The organism is Limnohabitans sp. INBF003, from assembly GCF_055396645.1.
Genome location: NZ_AP029222.1, coordinates 589,985 through 608,079, shown reverse-complemented (window position 1 = coordinate 608,079; position 18,095 = coordinate 589,985). Strand labels below are relative to the sequence as shown.

16 protein-coding genes and 1 tRNA gene are annotated in these 18,095 nt (G+C 57.9%); 8 read left to right on the top strand and 9 right to left on the bottom strand.

Going from position 1 to position 18,095, the window contains the following annotated elements; genetic code table 11:
- Positions 1 to 167: 167 nt before the first annotated feature.
- The 4 genes from ACZ5VE_RS02900 (at position 168) to ACZ5VE_RS02885 (ending at position 4,310) form a co-directional block, all read left to right on the top strand.
- Entirely contained in the window at positions 168 to 1,070 is a 903-nt protein-coding gene (locus ACZ5VE_RS02900) for a YicC/YloC family endoribonuclease (protein WP_464457423.1), read from the top strand.
- Positions 1,071 to 1,081: 11 nt separating this feature from the next.
- A complete protein-coding gene (gmk, locus tag ACZ5VE_RS02895) occupies positions 1,082 to 1,702 on the top strand; it encodes a guanylate kinase (protein WP_464456578.1) in 621 nt (206 codons plus the stop codon).
- Between the two features lie 31 nt (positions 1,703 to 1,733).
- Positions 1,734 to 1,934 (top strand): DNA-directed RNA polymerase subunit omega, encoded by a 201-nt coding sequence (gene rpoZ / locus ACZ5VE_RS02890; protein ID WP_062402588.1) that lies wholly within the window; start codon positions 1,734 to 1,736, stop codon positions 1,932 to 1,934.
- Between the two features lie 105 nt (positions 1,935 to 2,039).
- Positions 2,040 to 4,310 carry a RelA/SpoT family protein gene (locus tag ACZ5VE_RS02885; protein ID WP_464457422.1) on the top strand — a complete coding sequence of 757 codons (2,271 nt, stop codon included), beginning with the start codon at positions 2,040 to 2,042 and terminating at the stop codon, positions 4,308 to 4,310.
- Positions 4,311 to 4,330: 20 nt separating this feature from the next.
- Here the strand turns inward: ACZ5VE_RS02885 and greB are convergent, their stop codons facing one another.
- The 7 genes from greB to ACZ5VE_RS02850 form a co-directional block, all read right to left on the bottom strand.
- Entirely contained in the window at positions 4,331 to 4,885 is a 555-nt protein-coding gene (gene greB / locus ACZ5VE_RS02880; protein ID WP_464456577.1) for a transcription elongation factor GreB, read from the bottom strand.
- A gap of 107 nt (positions 4,886 to 4,992) precedes the next feature.
- Positions 4,993 to 5,069: transfer RNA gene (locus tag ACZ5VE_RS02875), tRNA-Arg, on the bottom strand.
- A 54-nt stretch (positions 5,070 to 5,123) separates the two neighbouring features.
- Positions 5,124 to 6,641: an ABC transporter substrate-binding protein gene (locus tag ACZ5VE_RS02870; RefSeq protein ID WP_464456576.1), complete on the bottom strand. Its 1,518-nt coding sequence runs from the start codon at positions 6,639 to 6,641 to the stop codon at positions 5,124 to 5,126.
- Positions 6,638 to 7,480: an ATP-binding cassette domain-containing protein gene (locus tag ACZ5VE_RS02865; RefSeq protein WP_464456575.1), complete on the bottom strand. Its 843-nt coding sequence runs from the start codon at positions 7,478 to 7,480 to the stop codon at positions 6,638 to 6,640. The genes ACZ5VE_RS02870 and ACZ5VE_RS02865 overlap by 4 nt, the downstream gene beginning before the upstream one ends.
- Positions 7,480 to 8,484, bottom strand: coding sequence for an ABC transporter ATP-binding protein (locus ACZ5VE_RS02860; protein WP_464456574.1), 1,005 nt, complete (start codon positions 8,482 to 8,484; stop codon positions 7,480 to 7,482). Before ACZ5VE_RS02860 ends, ACZ5VE_RS02865 begins: the two co-directional genes overlap by 1 nt.
- Positions 8,485 to 8,490: 6 nt before the next feature.
- Positions 8,491 to 9,336, bottom strand: coding sequence for an ABC transporter permease (locus ACZ5VE_RS02855; RefSeq protein WP_464456573.1), 846 nt, complete (start codon positions 9,334 to 9,336; stop codon positions 8,491 to 8,493).
- The gene (locus ACZ5VE_RS02850) at positions 9,326 to 10,291 is read right to left on the bottom strand and encodes an ABC transporter permease (protein WP_464456572.1); all 966 of its coding nucleotides are present in this window, start codon (positions 10,289 to 10,291) and stop codon (positions 9,326 to 9,328) included. The genes ACZ5VE_RS02855 and ACZ5VE_RS02850 overlap by 11 nt, the downstream gene beginning before the upstream one ends.
- 55 nt (positions 10,292 to 10,346) lie before the next feature.
- On the opposite strand from ACZ5VE_RS02850, the gene ACZ5VE_RS02845 reads away from it, so the two are divergent.
- The 3 genes from ACZ5VE_RS02845 (at position 10,347) to ACZ5VE_RS02835 (ending at position 13,756) form a co-directional block, all read left to right on the top strand.
- A complete protein-coding gene (locus ACZ5VE_RS02845; protein ID WP_464456571.1) occupies positions 10,347 to 11,369 on the top strand; it encodes a P1 family peptidase in 1,023 nt (340 codons plus the stop codon).
- Positions 11,370 to 11,561: 192 nt separating this feature from the next.
- Entirely contained in the window at positions 11,562 to 12,116 is a 555-nt protein-coding gene (locus tag ACZ5VE_RS02840; protein WP_464456570.1) for a hypothetical protein, read from the top strand.
- A gap of 11 nt (positions 12,117 to 12,127) precedes the next feature.
- Positions 12,128 to 13,756 carry a potassium channel family protein gene (locus ACZ5VE_RS02835; RefSeq protein WP_464456569.1) on the top strand — a complete coding sequence of 543 codons (1,629 nt, stop codon included), beginning with the start codon at positions 12,128 to 12,130 and terminating at the stop codon, positions 13,754 to 13,756.
- Positions 13,757 to 13,836: 80 nt separating this feature from the next.
- Here the strand turns inward: ACZ5VE_RS02835 and ACZ5VE_RS02830 are convergent, their stop codons facing one another.
- Entirely contained in the window at positions 13,837 to 14,511 is a 675-nt protein-coding gene (locus ACZ5VE_RS02830) for a response regulator transcription factor (RefSeq protein ID WP_464456568.1), read from the bottom strand.
- A complete protein-coding gene (locus tag ACZ5VE_RS02825; RefSeq protein WP_464456567.1) occupies positions 14,508 to 15,956 on the bottom strand; it encodes a sensor histidine kinase in 1,449 nt (482 codons plus the stop codon). The genes ACZ5VE_RS02830 and ACZ5VE_RS02825 overlap by 4 nt, the downstream gene beginning before the upstream one ends.
- 208 nt (positions 15,957 to 16,164) lie before the next feature.
- Between ACZ5VE_RS02825 and ACZ5VE_RS02820 the strand changes: the two genes are divergently transcribed.
- A complete protein-coding gene (locus ACZ5VE_RS02820) occupies positions 16,165 to 17,919 on the top strand; it encodes a ShlB/FhaC/HecB family hemolysin secretion/activation protein (RefSeq protein ID WP_464456566.1) in 1,755 nt (584 codons plus the stop codon).
- Positions 17,920 to 18,095 lie beyond the last annotated feature (176 nt).

The window sequence follows — 18,095 nt, the reverse complement described above, 5'->3', positions numbered from 1 at the left end:
AGTACGTTGGAAGCGTGCCGGGAATGAGGGCAGGCCAGAGAGTTTGCGATAATCCACGGTTTGGTGTTCGCACCTTGTGCGACCCATTTGCAGCGCTCAAGCCTCTTTCTTGCAACCGAAGAAGGGCTGTGCTGTCCCAAGGAATTTGACCGATGCCAGTTTACAGTATGACCGGGTACGCCAGCGTGCAGCACAGCCCGCTGCCCACCGACGGCGAGGCCCCTGCCAGCACAGGCCCCACAGCAAGATTGGGCCTGGAAATCCGCTCGGTCAACAGCCGTTTTCTGGACCTGTCGTTTCGCCTGCCAGAAGAGCTGCGCCAGCTCGAACCCGGCCTGCGCGAGCTGATCACCCGCCAAATCAAGCGCGGCAAAGTCGAAGTGCGTGCCAGCCAAGATGCAGGCGATGGCGCTGCCCTGCAAACCCCCAACCACCAGGCGCTGCAAAAAATAGCGGCCCTGCAAGACAAAATTCAGGACTGGTTGCCCGGCGCGCGCGCCTTGAGCGTGGCCGATGTGCTGCGCATGACCGCAGGCAGCTCGGGCCAGGCGGCCCCCGACGAAACCGCCTGGATGCAGCTGGCCGCCCAAGCGGTTGACGCCCTGCGCGAAGCCCGCGCCCGCGAAGGCGCACGCCTGACCGAGATGCTGCAAGGCCACATCACCCAGCTGCTGAGCCTGGCCGAACAGGCTGTGCCTTTGGTGCCGCAATTGGTCGAGCAGCAGCGCCAGCGCTTTCTGGAGCGCTGGAAAGACGCCATGGCACTGGCCGATGGCAGCCACCTGCCCGAAGCCGCGCAAGACCGCGCCCTGACCGAGGCCACGGCCTTTGCCATCCGCATCGACGTGGCCGAAGAACTGACGCGCCTGCGTTCACACCTGGACGAAATCTCCCGCCTGCTGACCAAAGGCGGCGACATCGGCAAGCGCCTGGACTTTTTGATTCAGGAACTGCACCGCGAAGCCAACACGCTGGGCTCCAAATCAGCCGTGCTGGAGATGACCCGCATTTCTGTGGACATGAAGGTGCTGATCGAGCAAATGCGCGAACAAGTCCAGAACATCGAATAAAGAACCTCAGCATGGATTACCCCGGAAACCTCTTTGTCGTGGCCGCCCCCAGCGGGGCCGGTAAATCCAGCCTGGTCAAGGCCCTGATGGAGCTGGACTCGCGCGTTCAGCCCACCGTCTCACACACCACCCGCCCCCCGCGCGGACAGGAAAAGCACGGGCGCGAGTACTTTTTTGCGTCTGTTCAGGAATTTGACGCCATGGTGCTGGGTGATGCGTTTGTCGAGTGGGCCCATGTGCACGGCCAGCGCTACGGCACCTCCAAGAAAATGATCGAAGACCGCATGGCCCAAGGGGCTGATGTGGTTCTGGAAATCGATTACCAGGGCGCCTTGCAGATCAAAAAGATGTACGCCAACGCGGTGCTGATCTTCATCTTGCCCCCCAGCTGGGAAGAATTGCGCTCACGGCTGGAGCGTCGGGGCGAAGACTCTCCCGAAATCATCGAGCTGCGCCTGCAAAACGCTGCCGTCGAGATGGCACAGGCCCAGGAATTCGACTTCGTTATAATCAACGAAGTATTTGATCGTGCCCTGTTTGACCTGAAATCGGTTGTTCACGCCCAGCGGCTCAAGTACCACGTCCAGCGCCGCGCCCGGCCTGACACCTTCCAAGCGCTCAAAATTGCTTGAATCACGCTCAGAAATTCTCAAGGAAAACATCATGGCCCGCATCACTGTTGAAGATTGCCTGGAACAGATCCCGAACCGCTTTCAGCTGGTTTTGGCAGCCACTTACCGTGCCCGCATGCTGAGCCAAGGCCACACCCCCCGCATTGAAAGCAAAAACAAGCCAGGCGTGACCGCCTTGCGCGAAATTGCTGCAGGCAAAGTCGGCATCGAAATGCTCAAACGCGTTTCCTGAGCCGCAAGCCAACACCCGGTACCTGCCGGGTCACAAAAGCCCCAGTGATGGGGCTTTTTTTTGCCCCACGAAAAAGCCCGCAAGCGCTTGCGTTACATTGATGTCATGAGCACCGCCACGCCCCCCTCTTCCAAAGCAGGTCACAGCCGCCCCAAGGCGGTGGCACCGGCTGCGGCCAATGCGGCAGCGGCCAGCTTTGCAGTGCTGCAGGCGCAACTCGGTTATCTGAGCGAAGCCGAAACAGAGATGGTGCTCAAAGCCTATAAATTTGCCGACGAAGCCCATTTGGGCCAGATGCGCAAAAGTGGTGAGCCGTACATCACCCACCCCATTGCGGTGGCCGGTTTGTGCACCGAATGGAAGCTGGACGCCCAGGCACTGGCCGCCGCCTTGCTGCACGACGCCATGGAAGACTGCGGCGTCACCAAGATCGAGTTGATTGAGCGCTTTGGCTCCCCGGTGGCCGAACTGGTGGATGGCCTGACCAAGCTGGACAAGCTGGAGTTCAACACCCGCGAAGAAAACCAGGCCGAGTCGTTTCGCAAGATGCTGCTGGCCATGGCCCGCGATGTGCGCGTCATCCTCATCAAGCTGGCCGACCGCACCCACAACATGCGGACCATGTCGGACATGCCGCGCAGCAAGTGGGGCCGCATCGCCTCCGAAACGCTCGAAATTTACGCCCCGATTGCCCACCGCCTGGGTTTGAACCAGATTTACCGCGAACTGCAAGACCTGGCCTTCAAGCACCTGCTGCCCTGGCGCTACGCCGTGCTGACCAAGGCCGTGTCCCGCGCGCGCAACCGCCGTCGTGACCTGATCCAAAAAGTGCAGGCCGATGTCGAGGCTGTTTTCAGCCAGGCCAAGATGGACGTGCGCATCAGTGGCCGTGAAAAAACGCTTTACTCCATCTACAAAAAGATGGATGAAAAACACCTGAGCTTTGCCCAGGTGACCGACATTTACGGTTTCCGGGTCATCGTGCCTTCGGTCATTGACTGCTACACCGCCCTGGGCTGGCTGCACCAGATTTACAAGCCCGTCCCCGGCAAGTTCAAAGACCACATCGCCATTGCCAAGGTCAACGGCTACCAATCGCTGCACACTACGCTGGTTGGGCCATCGGGCGTGAACGTGGAGTTCCAGATGCGCACCGAGGCGATGCACCTGGTGGCCGAGTCGGGTGTTGCCGCGCACTGGCTTTACAAAGAGCACGAATCGGCCAGCGCCCAGTCGGAGCGTTTGGGCACGCAGTGGCTGCAGTCGCTTTTGGACATCCAGACCGAAACACGCGACGCGGCCGAGTTCTGGGACCACGTCAAAGTCGACCTTTTTCCCGATGCGGTCTATGTGTTCACACCCAAGAGCCAGATCATGGCCTTGCCGCGCGGTGCCACGGTGGTGGACTTTGCCTACGCCATCCACAGCCGGGTGGGTGACCACGCGATGGCTGCACGCATCAATGGCGATCAGGTACCGCTGCGCACGGAACTCAAAAATGGCGATGTGATCGAAGTGATCACCGCCCCGGTGTCTGCCCCCAACCCGGCGTGGCTGGGTTTTGTGCGCACCGGACGTGCCCGCTCCAAAATTCGCCACCACCTCAAAACCATGGCGCAGACCGAGTCGGTCGAGCTGGGCGAAAAACTCCTCACCCAATCACTGCGCGCAGAAGGCATCGACAAACTGCCTGCAGACGACGATGCACACCAGGCGCTGTGGGAAAAGCTGTTGCGCTTCACCGGCAACCGCAACCAGCAAGATTTGCTGATGGACATTGGCTTGGGCAAACGCATCGCCACCATCGTGGCCAAGCGCTTGGCTGCTTTGCTCTCAGAGTTGGGCCAAAAACCCGATGCCTTGCTGATGACCCGTGAACGCTTCACAGCACACGAATCCATCTCGCAAGGTGCCATTACCCTGGACGGCAGCGAAAACGCCTCCGTGGTCTATTCACGCTGCTGCCGCCCCCTGCCGGGTGACGACATCGTGGGTTACCTGGGCCGTGGTGAAGGCCTGGCCGTGCACACCCGCGACTGCGCCACGGCACGAAAACTGGAACACAAAGACCGCGAGCGTTTCATTGGCGTCGAATGGTCCGACGAATTGACGCGCAATTTTGAAACCGCCATCAACGTCACCGTGGTCAATGGCAAAGGCGTCTTGGCCAGGGTAGCTGGCGCATTGGCCAGCGCCGAAACCGACATTGTTCACGTGGACATGGGACAAGAGTCGCCACAAGACACGGCCGAATTGAAGTTCGTGGTGGCCGTGAGGGACACCGCGCACCTGGAGCAGGTGCTGCGCCACCTCAAGCGAACCCCTGCCGTGATCCAGGCAGAACGCCAAACCAACAAAGGCAACTCGGTGGCCTGAAGCTTGGCGCCCACCCGCCCTCAATCGGGCTCGGGGTAACGGACCTGCAAGACCTCAATGTCCAGAACGCCTGCCGGCGTGACCAGTTTGAGTTCGTCGCCTTCGCGTGATTTGAGCAGCGTGCGCGCGATCGGCGACACCCAGCTGACCTGCCCTTGCAAGCTGTCGGCCTCATCAATGCCCAAAATGGTCACGGTCCGCTCAATGCCCGTGGCTTCGACATAGGTCACAGTCGCGCCAAAGAAAACCTGATCGCTGCCATGGTGCACGGCAGGGTCCACCACTTCGGCCACCTCCAGACGCTTGGTCAAAAAGCGAATGCGCCGATCGATCTCACGCAAGCGCTTTTTGCCGTAGAGGTAATCGCCGTTTTCTGAGCGATCGCCGTTGCTTGCAGCCCAATGGACGATCTCAACCACTTTGGGCCGCTCATCGTCGATCAAGGTGAACAGCTCCGCCCGCAATCGGGCATAGCCCGCAGGGGTCATGTAATTGCGCGCCCCCGAAGGCAAGGCGGGCAATCCCAAGTCTTCATCGTCGTCGCCGTCAGACTCTTTGGTGAATGCTTTGCTCATGTGAAGATGCTCAAAGGAATAAGGCTTGAAGCCAGCCAAAGACCGACGTGTTTTGACGGCCAGAAATAGAAAAAGCCCACAACTTTCGTTGTGGGCTTTCTAATTTTTGGTGCGGCTGGCAGGAATCGAACCCACGACCCCTTGGTTCGTAGCCAAGTACTCTATCCAGCTGAGCTACAGCCGCATCATGCATCGAATTATAGCAAGCTTTTTAGGCCCATTTGGGCCTGCCTGCAATTTATTGCCAGGAAACGGCCGACATGTCATTGGCAAAAACAGGCGAGCTGGACCACAGGCCTTTCAGGCCTTTGCGGTAGACCGCTGTATTGGACGCATTGAACAGGAACACGTTCACGGCGTCTTTAGCGATCAGGCGCTGCATGTCGCCAAACAGCTGTGTGCGCTCTTTGGCTGTGGTGGCCGCCGAGTGCTTGGCCGCCAGATCACGGAATGCTTTGCTGTCGTAACCCCAGTAATACTGCGGATTGGCATAAGCCATGTAGTCGAGCGGCTCCACATGGTTGATGACTGTCAGGTCAAAGTTGCCTTTGAAGGCGCCACCCAACCATTGGGCCCATTCCACGTTTTCAATTTTGGCGATGACGCCCACCTTGGCCAGTTGAGCCGCGAGAATCTCGCCGCCTTTGCGGGCGTAAGGCGGTGGTGGCAAGGTCAGCGTGACATTCAATGGCGTCTGCACCCCGGCTTCCTTGAGCAGGGCTTTGGCCTTTTCAGGATCGTAGGCATAGGTGCCGCTCAACTCCACATAACCCGCATCGGTGGGCGCCATGTGACTGCCGATCGGTTTGGCCATGCCTTCAAAAACGCCATCGATGAACGCTTTTTTGTCCACCGCATGCGACAAGGCTCGGCGCACGCGCACATCGTCAAACGGTTTTTTCCGGTTGTTGATGGTCATGATGCCCTTACCGGCTGTGCTGCCCAACTCGACCACAAAACGCTTGTCTGACTGGAACTGCTTGAGGCTTTGCGGCGACTGGAATCGGGGCATGCCGTCGATATCACCCGCCAACAAGGCGGCCACCTGGGCTGCCGAGTCGTTGATGAAACGGAAGGTGACTTTTTTCACCTTGATGGCACTGGCATCGCGAAAACCATCCCATTTGGACAAGGTCACCGCAGTGCCTTTGGCCCAGCTGTCGAGCTTGTAAGGGCCGGTGCCGATCGGCTTGGTGGCCGCGTTGGCCGCGCTGTCGGGGTGCAAGATCACGGCGGTGTTCTCGCCCATGCGGAACAAAAAGTTGCCATCCGGGTTGTTCAGCACCAGCACCACAGTGTGCGCATCGGGTGTGGAGATGTGGCTGATGTTGTTGAACACCGCACCTTTGGCCTTGTTGGTGCTCTTGGCGTCTTTGGCGCGCTCAAAGCTGAACTTCACAGCCGCCGAATCAAACGCTGCGCCGTCCTGGAACTTCACGCCCTTGCGCAGTTTGAAGGTGTAGGCCTTGCCATCGGCGTCCATTTTCCAGCTCTCGGCCAGCAGGGGGGTGACGGAGCCATCCACGTTGATTTTGGTCAGGCCCTCCAGGATGTTGTAGTGCACCACTTCGCCAATGGCCGCAGCCGGGGCCATGGTCGGGTCCAGGCTGGTGGGCTCCAAAATCATGCCCAGCGTCACGGTGTCCTTGCGCGATTGGGCCTGCGCCTGCACAGGTGCGCAGGCCAGGCTGACCGCCAGCAGCGCCGCCGAACACAAGCCCGCAGTGCGGCGGGTCATGGGAAATTGAATGTTCATGTCTTCTCCTGCTCCAAAAGTGCGTCCCGTGCGCCGGGTACGGATGAAATGAGCTTCCGGGTATACGGATGCTCTGCATGCTGAAAAATTTGTGACGCAGGGCCTTGTTCAACCACCTGGCCCGATTGCAAAACCAGTACATCGTCGCACATGAGGTTGACGACAGCAAGATCATGGCTGACCAGCAAATAACTCAGGCCATACCGGTCTTGCAGGTCCATCATCAAATTGAGCACCTGCGCCTGCACAGACACGTCCAAAGCGCTCACGGGCTCATCGGCCACGATCAGGGCCGGACGGGTGATCAAAGCACGCGCAATGGCGATGCGTTGGCGCTGTCCACCAGAGAATTCGTGCGGGTATTTGTCCAGATCGGCGGTTCTGAGGCCGACCTCATTCAGTGCTTGGGCTGCACGGTCGCGAAGCTCTGAGCGGCCATCCGACGGTTTGGCCAAAGTCTGGATCGGCTCGGTCACGATGCTCAGCACTTTTTGCCGCGGATCGAGCGAGCCATAAGGGTCTTGAAACACCATCTGAAACCCACTGCGCAATTGGCGCAGCTGCGACGTGCCGGCCCGGTGCACATCCACACCATTGAACAGCACATGGCCCTCGGTGGGTTGGTCCAGCGCCATCACCAGCCGGGCCAAGGTGGATTTGCCGGAACCCGACTCGCCCACAATGCCCAAGCTCTTGCCTGCCTGCAGGCTGAAGCTCACGTCGGTCAAGGCCTGCAAGCTGCCAGCAGGCCCCCACAGGGCCGAACGCGGCATGGCAAAACGCCGCCCCAATTGCCGCACTTCCAGCAAGGGTGGTGTGATGGATGACTGAGGCTTCATCAAGACAGCCTCCAGCGCGGGCAGCTCACGGTATGGGGTTCACCCAAGGGGTTTTGCAATGCGCTGTTTTCGGGCTGAGGCGGGGTGCGGCGGCATTCGTCTGCCGCCCAAGTGCAGCGGTCGGCAAACGCACAGCCAACAGGCAAATCCATCAGCTCGGGCACGCTGCCTGGAATGGTGGTCAAGCGGGTGCCCCGGGCCAAACCCAAGCGCGGCCGGGCCGCAAACAGCCCCCGCGTGTAAGGGTGTGCACGGTGCGCAAACAATTCGGGCGTGGCCGCGCTTTCGACCACCGAGCCGCCATACATCACCATCACGCGGTCCACCTGGTCTTGCATCAGGCCCAGGTCGTGGCTGATCAACAGCAGGCCCATGCCGTCTTCGTTGACCAGTTGCTTGATCAAGGCCAGCACCTCTTTTTGTACCGTCACATCGAGCGCGGTGGTGGGTTCATCGGCAATCAGCAAGTCGGGGCTGCAGGCAAGTGCGATCGAGATCATGACGCGTTGACGCTGACCGCCCGACAGCTGGTGCGGGTAAGCGTCCAGCCGCTCTTTCGCCCTGGGCAACTGCACCCGCTCCAGCAGCTCAAGTGCGCGCGCTTTGGCTTGGGTCACGCCCATGTGCTGGTGCAAACGCAAAGGTTCTGCAATTTGCCTCCAGATCGGGTGCAGCGGGTTGAGTGCCGTCATCGGCTCCTGAAAAATCATGGCTATGCGGGCCCCGCGCAACTGGCAAAGTTGGTGCTCGGGCATGCCCACCAATTCCTGGCCTTGCAACACCATCGAACCACTGACCTGTGCACGTTCGGGCAACAAGCCCATCAAGGCCAAAGCCGTGAGCGATTTGCCGCAACCGCTTTCACCGATCAAACCGACAGTCTGGCCGCGCTCCATGCGCAAAGACACACCGCGCAGGGCCTGCGCCCAACCACGGGCCGTAGGCAAACTGACCCGCAAATCATTCACTTGCAGCAAGGGGGTCGTGGTGGATATCTCAGCCATGCGGGTTCACCGTTGCCGCGCCAAACGCGGGTCCAACACATCGCGCAGGCCATCGCCCAACAGGTTCAGGCCCAGCACCGCCAGTGCAATCGCAGCCCCCGGATACACCGCCAACAAAGGCGCTTGAAACATTTGGGATTGCGCCTCATTGAGCATGCGCCCCCAGCTGGGTTGCGGCGGTTGTGTGCCCAGCCCCAAATAAGACAAAGCCGCCTCGGCTAGGATGGCAATGGCAAACTGGATCGTCGCCTGCACGATCAACACGCTCGCGATGTTGGGCAGCACATGCGCCACGGTGATGCTCACCGGGCCTTTGCCCGCAGCCCGCGCTGCGGCCGTGAAGTCGCGTGACCACACGGCGTTGGCAGCACCCCGCGTGATGCGCGCAAACACCGGGATGTTGAAGATGCCAATGGCGGCAATGCTGACCACCAGACCTGGGCCATATATGGCGGTCAGCATGATGGCCGACAGCAAAGCCGGAAAAGCAAAGGTGAAATCCGAGGCCCGCATGATGACTTCTTCGACCCAGCCCCGTCGGGCCGATGCCAGCAAGCCCAAAGGCACGCCCACCCCCAAGCCAATGCCCACGGCAATGAAGCCCACCAGCAAAGAGTTTTGACTGCCCACCAACAACAATGACCCGATGTCACGCCCCAGGCTGTCAGTGCCCATCCAGTGCGCAGCGCTTGGAGAGGCCAGCTTATTGGGGATGTCAATGTCGGCGACAGGGTAAGGTGACCAAAACAGGGAAAGAACCGCGCAGAGCACCAGCAGCAACACCATGGCCCCACCCGCCACAAAACTGGGGTGCCGCAGCGCACGGCGCCAAGCGTGGTTTTTATCCTGCATGACCGACCTTCAAACGGGGATCAATCCAGGCGTACAACACGTCAATCAAGAAGTTGATCAGGATCACCAAGGCCGCCAGCAACATGACCACATCACGCACCACCACCAAATCGCGGTTGGCAATGGCCTGAAAAATCAACCGCCCGATGCCCGGCAGCACAAACACGTTCTCGATCACGATGGCGCTGGTGATCAGGTTGCCAAACTGCAGGCCCATCACGGTGAGCACCGGGATCATCGCGTTGCGCAGCACATGCCGCCACAGCACCTGACGGCGCGACAGTCCTTTGGCCCGTGCGGTGCGCACAAAATCTTCGCACAAGGTGTCGAGCACGGCGGAGCGGGTCACCCGCGTCAAAATGGCCGTTTGCACCGCGGCCAGTGCCATGGCGGGCAGCAGCAAGGCCTTGATGCCCTCCCCGATGCCAACTCCATCTTCTGGCGACCAACCCGGGAACCCGCCCGCGCTGACCCATTCCAGGTGCACGGCAAACAACAAAATCAGCAAGATGGCCAGCCAGAAATTGGGCAGCGCCAGGCCCAACTGACTGAGCGTCATGACGCCCACATCACCCGCCTTGTTTTGTTGCGACGCCGCATAAATGCCCAGCGCCAGCGCCAGCGCCACCGTCAGCCCCATGGCCATGACCGCCAGCGGCAGTGTCACTTGCATGCGCTCGGCCATCAATTGGGCTGTGGGGGTGTCGTAAGAAATGCTCATGCCCGACTGCCCATTGAGCATGCCACCCAACCATTGCAGATAACGGGCGGCGGCAGGCTGGTTCAGGCCCAGTTTGTCTTCCATCGCGGCAATGGACTCGGCCGTAGCCGTCTCCCCCAAAATGACCTGTGCCGCGTTGCCTGGCAGCAACTCAAGCACAGCAAACACCACGACCGATGTGGCCAGCAGGGTCAACACAAAGCTCAGCAGCCTTCTCAGGACAAACAGGGGCACACGCTATCCTTGAGTCTGTGAGCAACGATGAAGAGGGTTTTCAATGGCATCGCAAATGATTGTAAACAGCGAACAAGGCTCGATCGTGGATGTGCCGGGTTTGCAAGTCGGTCACTTCACGCTCAGCCAACGCCTGACCGGTTGCTCGGTGGTGCTGGCACCCGACGGCGCAGTCGGTGCAGTGGATGTGCGGGGTGCCGCCCCCGGCACCCGCGAGACCGATTTGCTGGACCCCGCCAACCTGGTGGACAAAGTGCATGCCGTGTTGCTGAGTGGGGGCAGCGCCTTCGGTCTGGATGCCGCAAGCGGCGTGGTGCGCTGGCTGGATGAACATGGCATCGGCTTTGAGACCGGTTACGGCCGGGTGCCCATCGTGCCTGCCGCCGTGTTGTTTGACCTGCCCGTGGTCAGGCCAGGCGAAGACCCCAAGGCCCGCCCCGGGCCCGATGCCGGTTATGCCGCCTGCGAAGCGGCCAGCCGCAAAACGCCCGATGCGGGCAACGTGGGTGCGGGCGCTGGTGCCTGTGTGGGCAAACTGTTTGGCCTGGACCGTTGCATGAAAGGCGGCATCGGCAACGCCAGCGTGCGGGTGGGTCCGTGGGTGGTGGGTGCCTTGGTCGCATGCAACGCCGTCGGGGATGTCATCGATCCGGCCACCGGACAGGTGCTGGCGGGTGCCCGCACGGCCGATGGCCAGAACCTGCTCGACACCCAACTCGCATTTCTGAATGGTGAACGCGGTAACCGCCCGCTGCCGGGCACCAACACCACCATCGGTGTGGTCGCCACCAACGCCACCCTGACCAAAGCGCAAGCCAAACGCCTGGCCATGAGCGCACACGATGGTTTGGCCCGCAGCATCCGCCCTGCACACACCACGCTGGACGGCGACACCTTGTTTGCCATGGCCACTGGCACTGAAACAAGCCCGGCGGACCTGATGCTGCTGACCCTGATGGCGGCCGAGGCCACGGCGCTGGCGACGGTGGATGCCATCCGGCATGCGCGCGCAATCCATACCCATTCGGGACACATCCCGGCCATGAACAAGCTCTGGGATGACGCCGGAAAACTTTAAAACGAGTTCAACACCGGGCCATGAAGCACGGCTTTCCGGTTCGCGATCCACGCAAAAAACACTTCACCAAAATATCAATAAAGACAAAAATCAAAAATAAAGTAGACAAAATACATGTAAATTGCCAAAATCGACATCAACAGGCCAGATCCTTGGCCTCACTTTGCGGTTCAGCGCTTTTTAGAAATGACCATGGATACAGAATCAGGCAACGTCCACTCGGTCGAGCCGCCACTGCGGCGCACAGACAAGTTTTTTCTGCTGTTCATGTTGGGTATGGTGTGCATCGTGACGTGGGTCGGCTATCTGTCCTACCAAAAAGGCCAGCTGGAAGAAACCAGCAAACGCAACGGGGAAGCCTGGCTTCAATGGTTGAGCGAGGCCGCCGCCCATCGCGATGAGCCCGGTTTTCAACCCGAGGCCTGCGCCGCTCAGTTGTCCACAACACCACGGCCCTGGGTGAACTGCTATCAAAGCCTTACAGCGCCTGAAGGCCCACTCGGCCCACAGCGCAATCCATTTTCTGGTGCGTCAGTGCAACGCATCACCAAATGCGACTCGCAAAACCGACAGCTGGCGGGCTCCTTGGTGTTTGAAAAAATCACCCCAACCCCACCAGGCTCTGCCATTCCCACCCTCATGACGGCACTGCTGGACAGCGACGGTATTGGCGAAAAAATACAAATCAGAATATCGGTCTGCGACAACGGCTCCAACCCGATTCGCATCGGTGAGCTGGAATTTTGAGGGCATTGCGCATGGACACCCCCAAACAGTTCAATTTCACGCCCGATGGCTCGATCGATCTGACTTCGCCTGATTTGACCATTCGCAGACGGCTTTTTTTGTGGCTGCTGTGCCCACACCAAAAAGACAATCACCACAAGATGATTGACCGCTGGATCAGCGTACTGATCCTGGCCAATCTGGCCGCCTTGGTGAGTGAACACATCCCGGCCATTTACACACCCTATGCCACCTGGTTTCACGCATTTGATGTGTTTTCGGTGACCATTTTCACCGTTGAATATCTGCTCCGGCTTTACCTGGCGCCCGAAGATGCCGAATTTCAAACGTCATCAAGCCCACGGCTGCGCTATGTGCGCAGTCCTTTTGCCTTGATTGACCTCATCGCCGTTGTGCCGTTTTATTTGCAAGCCTTCATCCCGTTGGATTTGCGCGCGCTGCGACTGATGCGTTTGCTGCGAATTCTCAAACTCTTTCGGGTTTTGATCCCGGCGTACCACGAATTCATGGCAATCAATCGAGGCCGAACTTTCAGACAGAAAGTCCATGCCCTGGTGTTTCCAAGCGAGTTCGGGGGGAAGCTGCATCTTATTTTTGACAACTTCATTGTCATTTGGGTGATCGTCTCCGTGATCGCCGTGATTTTCGAGTCCGTGCACAGCATCCAGTATTTGCTGAACCTGGAATTCATCATTCTGGATGCCATCGCCGTCGGCATCTTCACGCTGGAATACTGCTTGCGTCTGTACAGTTGCGTAGAAAACCCGGGCATGCAAAAGGCATTGAGTGGGCGCTTGAAACAAGCCAAAACCACCAGCTCCATCATCGATTTTCTGGCCATCCTGCCTTTCTTCCTCGAAGTCTTTCTGCACCACTTGCTGGATTTGCGGTTCCTTCGGGTTTTCCGCTTGCTGCGGCTGCTCAAACTCACCCGTTACACCGGTGCCACCACCACACTCACGCGCGTGATATCGCGCGAATGGCCTGTTTTGGCGGCATCGGCGTTCATCATGCTACTGCTGGTGATCATGACGGCCAGCTTGGGCTATCTGTTCGAACACGAAGCCCAACCCGACAAGTTTGAAAACATTCCCCAATCGATTTATTGGGCCGTGATCACCCTGGCGTCTGTCGGTTATGGCGACATTTCTCCCATCACGCCCATGGGGCGCGTGATGACCATCATTTTGGCTTTGCTGGGCATCGGCATCTTTGCCATCCCTGCGGCCTTGTTGTCATCGGCCTTCACCGACCAACTGCGGATTGAGCGGGAAACGCTGAAAAACGAACTGTACGAAATGCTGGCAGACGGGGTGATTGATGAAGCCGAAAACGAAAAAATCATGGCCGAAGCCAAACGCCTTCACCTGAGTGAAGACGAGGTCAATCGCCTGATCGTCAAGGCGCGCAAGGAACGGGAGCTGAAGGAAGACGTCTCTGTGCTGCCCCTGCACAAGATCGCAGCCACCTCAGAGCACGCCGTTGAACACTACAAAGTCCTGATCTCTCAAATTCGGCAGTTGGGTGTCATGACCGATGCAGCCAAGTTTGAATCGGTGGCCCGAGAGAAAAAACGACTCACGCCGGATGAATGGGCGCTGTGGCAGCAGATCCAGGGAGACGAGCCCCTCAAACCTTGATGTGCTCAAGGCTGGCGTGCGGATTGAATTCACCGAATAATGGACTGGCACAGCGTCGATGAACGCGGAGTCGGTTGAGCTTACGACCTGGGCAGCAGAGGTCTTTTGCGACCAGAAACATCACTCGCCCGCTTCTTTATCTCGTCCCGGTTTTGATCATAAAACCGACTGAGCTGTACCAGCGTGTTGAGACCCAGCTTGTCCTTCAGGTAGCCTCGGTACATCTTCACGGTTCTCAGCCCAATGCCAAGTAGGTCAGCCACCTCGCCTTGCCTGTGGCCTTCTCCAAGAAGCAAAAGCACATCTGCTTCCCTGGGGGTGATGGGCAAGTCGACGGTGTCTCGCGTGGTGGGCTGAACCTGCGTCGAGATCGATGGCTCTTCCATCTTTTCAAACAGTGCACTGATCACGGCAGAGATCTGCGGCCCCGAAAACGGCTTCAAGATGAAGTCAACGGCCCCGCCGCGCCATGCCTCGATCACATCTTCTTTCTCTGCATTGCCGCTCATAAAAATAATCGGAAACGCCACATTCAATTGCCGCAAGGCGGTCTGAAGCGCCACCCCGGTCATGCCAGGCATCTGAAAGTCCAACAGCATCGCAGTCGGGATGCCATCTTCATAGTCAAAGTCATCCAGTGACTGCAAAAAATCTTGAGCCGACTCGAATTGGACCACCTCATACTCGTCGGCAAACCAGCCCGCCAGCGCTTTCCTAACGCTTGCTTGGTCTTCAACAACGAGGATACGTTTCATCTTCTCGCTCCGGTACTTGCATTGAATTGAAGGGGTAATTTCACTTCAAAATAAGCACCGGACCCAGTGATATTTTTAGCAGTGATTTCTCCCTTATGTCCGTCTATGATGGTTTTGCACAACCATAAACCAACACCCAGCCCATTCTCTTTTGTAGTCTGATAGATTTCAAAAAGTTGGGGGAAATTTTCTTCAGCAATACCTGAAGCACTGTCTTCCACCCCAAAAATACCATAATCACCCGCTTCAAATACCGTAACCGATACAATACGCTTAGCGGGTGAATCTTGCACAATGGCATCGGCTGCATTATTCAAAAGATTAATCAATACCTGCTGTATCTGAAGTCTATCTCCGATTACTATCGGATCATTCCTGAAATGGATTTCAAGGGTAATTTCTTTTGATTCAAGCGTCGGACGAATTATTTCAGCAATCTGTTCAATCACCAGCCTCAGATCGACAGTCTGGTATTTGAAACTCTGCGAATTGAACAATTGTCTTAAGTTACCCACCAAGCGGGAAAGATAGTCAGATTGCAGAGAAATATCTTCTAAAGATTCTGAAACCGCACTGTCCTTTTCGCTAATCGGCGACAAGTCTCGCTTGAGTGTGCTTGCCTGCAGTGAGATCGCTGTCAAGGGTTGGCTCAGCTGGTGAGCAAGCGCGCTAGCCAACGCGCTGATCCCGATCATGCGGTTCGAGCTCATCAAACCAGCCAGAAGCCGGTCTTTCTCCTCCAAGGATTTGGCCAGACGCTCGTTGAGCAAATTGCTGCGCACTGCACTGCGGTCAACCCAGGTGATTCTGAGACCAATGTAAGAAACATAGCGGAAAACATTGCAAGTAATGAGAAAAGAAAAGAGGCCGATGCTCACTAATGTAGGTTCTCTGTAGTGAATTGAAATGCCACTAAAACTGGCCACAAGACGGACCGAGTAAAACAAAACAACACCACATTCAAATACTCCAATCCAGCTTAAAAATTTATTTACCCTTAGATCTGCATCAGACTGTTTAAAGCAAAGAAAGACAATAAAAATCGAAATTGCAATATAAATAATAAAATACAAAGAATTAGTCAATAAAAAACCATAACGCAATCGCATTACTTCCAGAATAATACAGCAAATTCCAAATAAAACATTGAGGCTCAAAAGAAGCTTGAGACTGACTTTTTTTGATAGTGAAGCGATGCTCAAAAGCACCATGGCTTCGGCTGAAATAGCGAAGAAATTATGTACACCGTTGGTAATGGGTGTAATGGCACTCGGATAAAAACTCGTAAAGCTGACAAAAGCTGCTGTCAATGTCATCAGCACTTCTGCAAACAGGAAATAACGAGCCGAGTCGTCAAATGAGTGCCTGAAAGAGTGGAGCAATACTGCCGTTGCAGTCAGCGTCATCAGGATGTAGATATTGGCAATTGCGGCAAATACGCTCATAAGTTACAGGTAATTCTTGGTCGTAGGCAGTCTAGCATTACAAATTTCAAGCGACATACTACCGCATCTATCATTTTTTACAAAAATTGCAAATTAATTAACAAAACTGCACCAAAGTACGTAACAGAAATCCATCCATTTTTCTAAACTCGCGCACGCGTTTTGCTGGTGGAGTGCCGGCAAAGCAACGAAGTACCCGGACGCGATCATGAAAACCCACACCTTCTCTGAGCGCGCTGCGGCGCGCTCATCACGCCTGAGCAACAACGCGCAGTCGCTTTACCTGCCGATGGTCCTACTTGCCAGCCTACAGCTCGGCAACCTGACAGCCGCCTGTGCGCAGGCCCTGCCCGACGCGGGCACATTGCGCCAACAAATCGAGCAACAACGCAGCTTTACGCCGCCGCCCCCACAGCAGCAACGCGCCGAACCGCGGCCTGAGCGCAAATCGGAGTCCGGCGTGAGCGTGCGCGTCAAAACCTTCAGCATCAGCGGCAACTCGCTGCTCAGCCAAGAACAACTGAACGCTGCAGTGGCCGAGTTCATTGGCCGTGAAATGGACTACACCGGCCTGCGCTATGCCGCTGAAGCAGTCTCTTCTGCCTACCGTGAAGCGGGCTGGCTCGTGCGCGTGTACCTGCCCGAGCAGGACGTGAGCGAGGGCAACATCACGCTGCAGGTGGTCGAGGCCCGCTTTGCAGGTGTTCGTTTTGAAGGCACACCCTCCAAAACGGTGATGGCCTCTGAACTGCAAGCGTGGTTCAACACCCGCCAAGCCACAGGCCAGCCCCTGAACGCCAACGCCCTGGACCGCGCCCTGCTGCTGGCCGACGACCTGCCCGGCGTGAGCGTGGCCGGCACGCTGGCACCTGGCGCTGCAGAGGGCGAAACCGCCCTGGTGCTGCAAACCACCGACGAACCCTTCATTTACGGCGACATGGGCCTGGACAACAACGGTGCCCGCTCTACCGGCAGCAACCGCCTGAGCGCCAACCTCAACATCAACAGCCCCGGCGGGCGCGGTGAACTGGTCAGTCTGAACCTGCTGCACACCCAGGGCAGCGACTATGGCCGCGTGGGCCTGACGGTGCCCGATGGTCACAACGGCCTGCGCTTGGGCGTGAGTGCCTCTTCCATGAGCTACAAGGTGATTGGCGGCTCCGCCAGCATCACGAGCTTGAACATCCAAGGCCGCTCCAGCAGCATGGGCCTGGACTGGAACTACCCGCTGGTGCGCGCGCGCCAGCACAACCTGTACTTCTCGGGCGGGCTGGAGAACAAGGGCTTTGACAGCGACAACCGCAACAGCAACGCAGCCGACCCCAAGAGTTACTCCGACTACGAAACCGACAGTCTGCGCCTGGGCTTGTCGGGCAACCGCTTTGACGACCTGGGCGGTGGCGGTGCCAACAGCGGCTCGATGCAAATGCTCTGGGGACGCCTGACCAGCATGCAGGCGCACAGCCAAATCGACACCATCGGGCGCAGCTACCAAAAGCTCAACTACACCGCCAGCCGACAGCAAACACTGACGGGCGCGCATTCACTGCTGCTCAGCTTGCAAGGGCAGCACGCCACGCAGGTGCTGGACTCGTCTGAGCGCTTCTACATCGGTGGTGCAGGAACGGTGAGGGCCTACCCTGTCAGCGAGCTCGGCGGTGAGCGCGGACAAGTGCTCACGGGTGAATGGCGCTGGCGAGTGGATTCCGCCTGGGTGCTGTCGGCCTTTGTCGAACACGGCCGGGTAGTCAGCATGCCCACCACAGCCAACGAGCAACGCAGCAGCCTGAGCCTGCGCGGTCGTGGCCTGAGCGCCAGCTGGCAAGGCCCCATGGGCATCAGCACCAAGCTCACTTGGTCACGCCGCGATGGTGCCAACCCCAAGCCCACCCAGACGGGCACCGACGGTGACGGCACCCTCCTGAAAAACCGTTTCTGGTTCACCGCGAGTGTGCCTTTCTGATGAAAAGCCATATCGCGACCTTGCAGATGGATCCTCGGGCCAAGCCCGAGGATGACAAACAAATTTGTCATGCCCGACCCAAAAGTGACCGTCATGCCCGACTTGATCGGGCATCCATGCCTGCCTCATCCCCGCGTGTAGAAGGCCGCCCCTGCAGCCAAATGCCTTCGCGCGCA

What these genes read in the sequence shown, in the direction of transcription:
- ACZ5VE_RS02855 (WP_464456573.1), bottom strand. Translation starts at nt 9,336, where the DNA reads ATGCAGGATAAAAACCACGCTTGGCGCCGTGCGCTGCGGCACCCCAGT.
- ACZ5VE_RS02820 (WP_464456566.1), top strand. Translation starts at nt 16,165, where the DNA reads ATGAAAACCCACACCTTCTCTGAGCGCGCTGCGGCGCGCTCATCACGC.
- ACZ5VE_RS02825 (WP_464456567.1), bottom strand. Translation starts at nt 15,956, where the DNA reads ATGAGCGTATTTGCCGCAATTGCCAATATCTACATCCTGATGACGCTG.
- gmk (WP_464456578.1), top strand. Translation starts at nt 1,082, where the DNA reads ATGGATTACCCCGGAAACCTCTTTGTCGTGGCCGCCCCCAGCGGGGCC.
- ACZ5VE_RS02900 (WP_464457423.1), top strand. Translation starts at nt 168, where the DNA reads ATGACCGGGTACGCCAGCGTGCAGCACAGCCCGCTGCCCACCGACGGC.
- ACZ5VE_RS02835 (WP_464456569.1), top strand. Translation starts at nt 12,128, where the DNA reads ATGGACACCCCCAAACAGTTCAATTTCACGCCCGATGGCTCGATCGAT.
- ACZ5VE_RS02830 (WP_464456568.1), bottom strand. Translation starts at nt 14,511, where the DNA reads ATGAAACGTATCCTCGTTGTTGAAGACCAAGCAAGCGTTAGGAAAGCG.
- rpoZ (WP_062402588.1), top strand. Translation starts at nt 1,734, where the DNA reads ATGGCCCGCATCACTGTTGAAGATTGCCTGGAACAGATCCCGAACCGC.
- ACZ5VE_RS02865 (WP_464456575.1), bottom strand. Translation starts at nt 7,480, where the DNA reads ATGAAGCCTCAGTCATCCATCACACCACCCTTGCTGGAAGTGCGGCAA.
- ACZ5VE_RS02870 (WP_464456576.1), bottom strand. Translation starts at nt 6,641, where the DNA reads ATGAACATTCAATTTCCCATGACCCGCCGCACTGCGGGCTTGTGTTCG.
- ACZ5VE_RS02860 (WP_464456574.1), bottom strand. Translation starts at nt 8,484, where the DNA reads ATGGCTGAGATATCCACCACGACCCCCTTGCTGCAAGTGAATGATTTG.
- ACZ5VE_RS02885 (WP_464457422.1), top strand. Translation starts at nt 2,040, where the DNA reads ATGAGCACCGCCACGCCCCCCTCTTCCAAAGCAGGTCACAGCCGCCCC.
- greB (WP_464456577.1), bottom strand. Translation starts at nt 4,885, where the DNA reads ATGAGCAAAGCATTCACCAAAGAGTCTGACGGCGACGACGATGAAGAC.
- ACZ5VE_RS02845 (WP_464456571.1), top strand. Translation starts at nt 10,347, where the DNA reads ATGATTGTAAACAGCGAACAAGGCTCGATCGTGGATGTGCCGGGTTTG.
- ACZ5VE_RS02840 (WP_464456570.1), top strand. Translation starts at nt 11,562, where the DNA reads ATGGATACAGAATCAGGCAACGTCCACTCGGTCGAGCCGCCACTGCGG.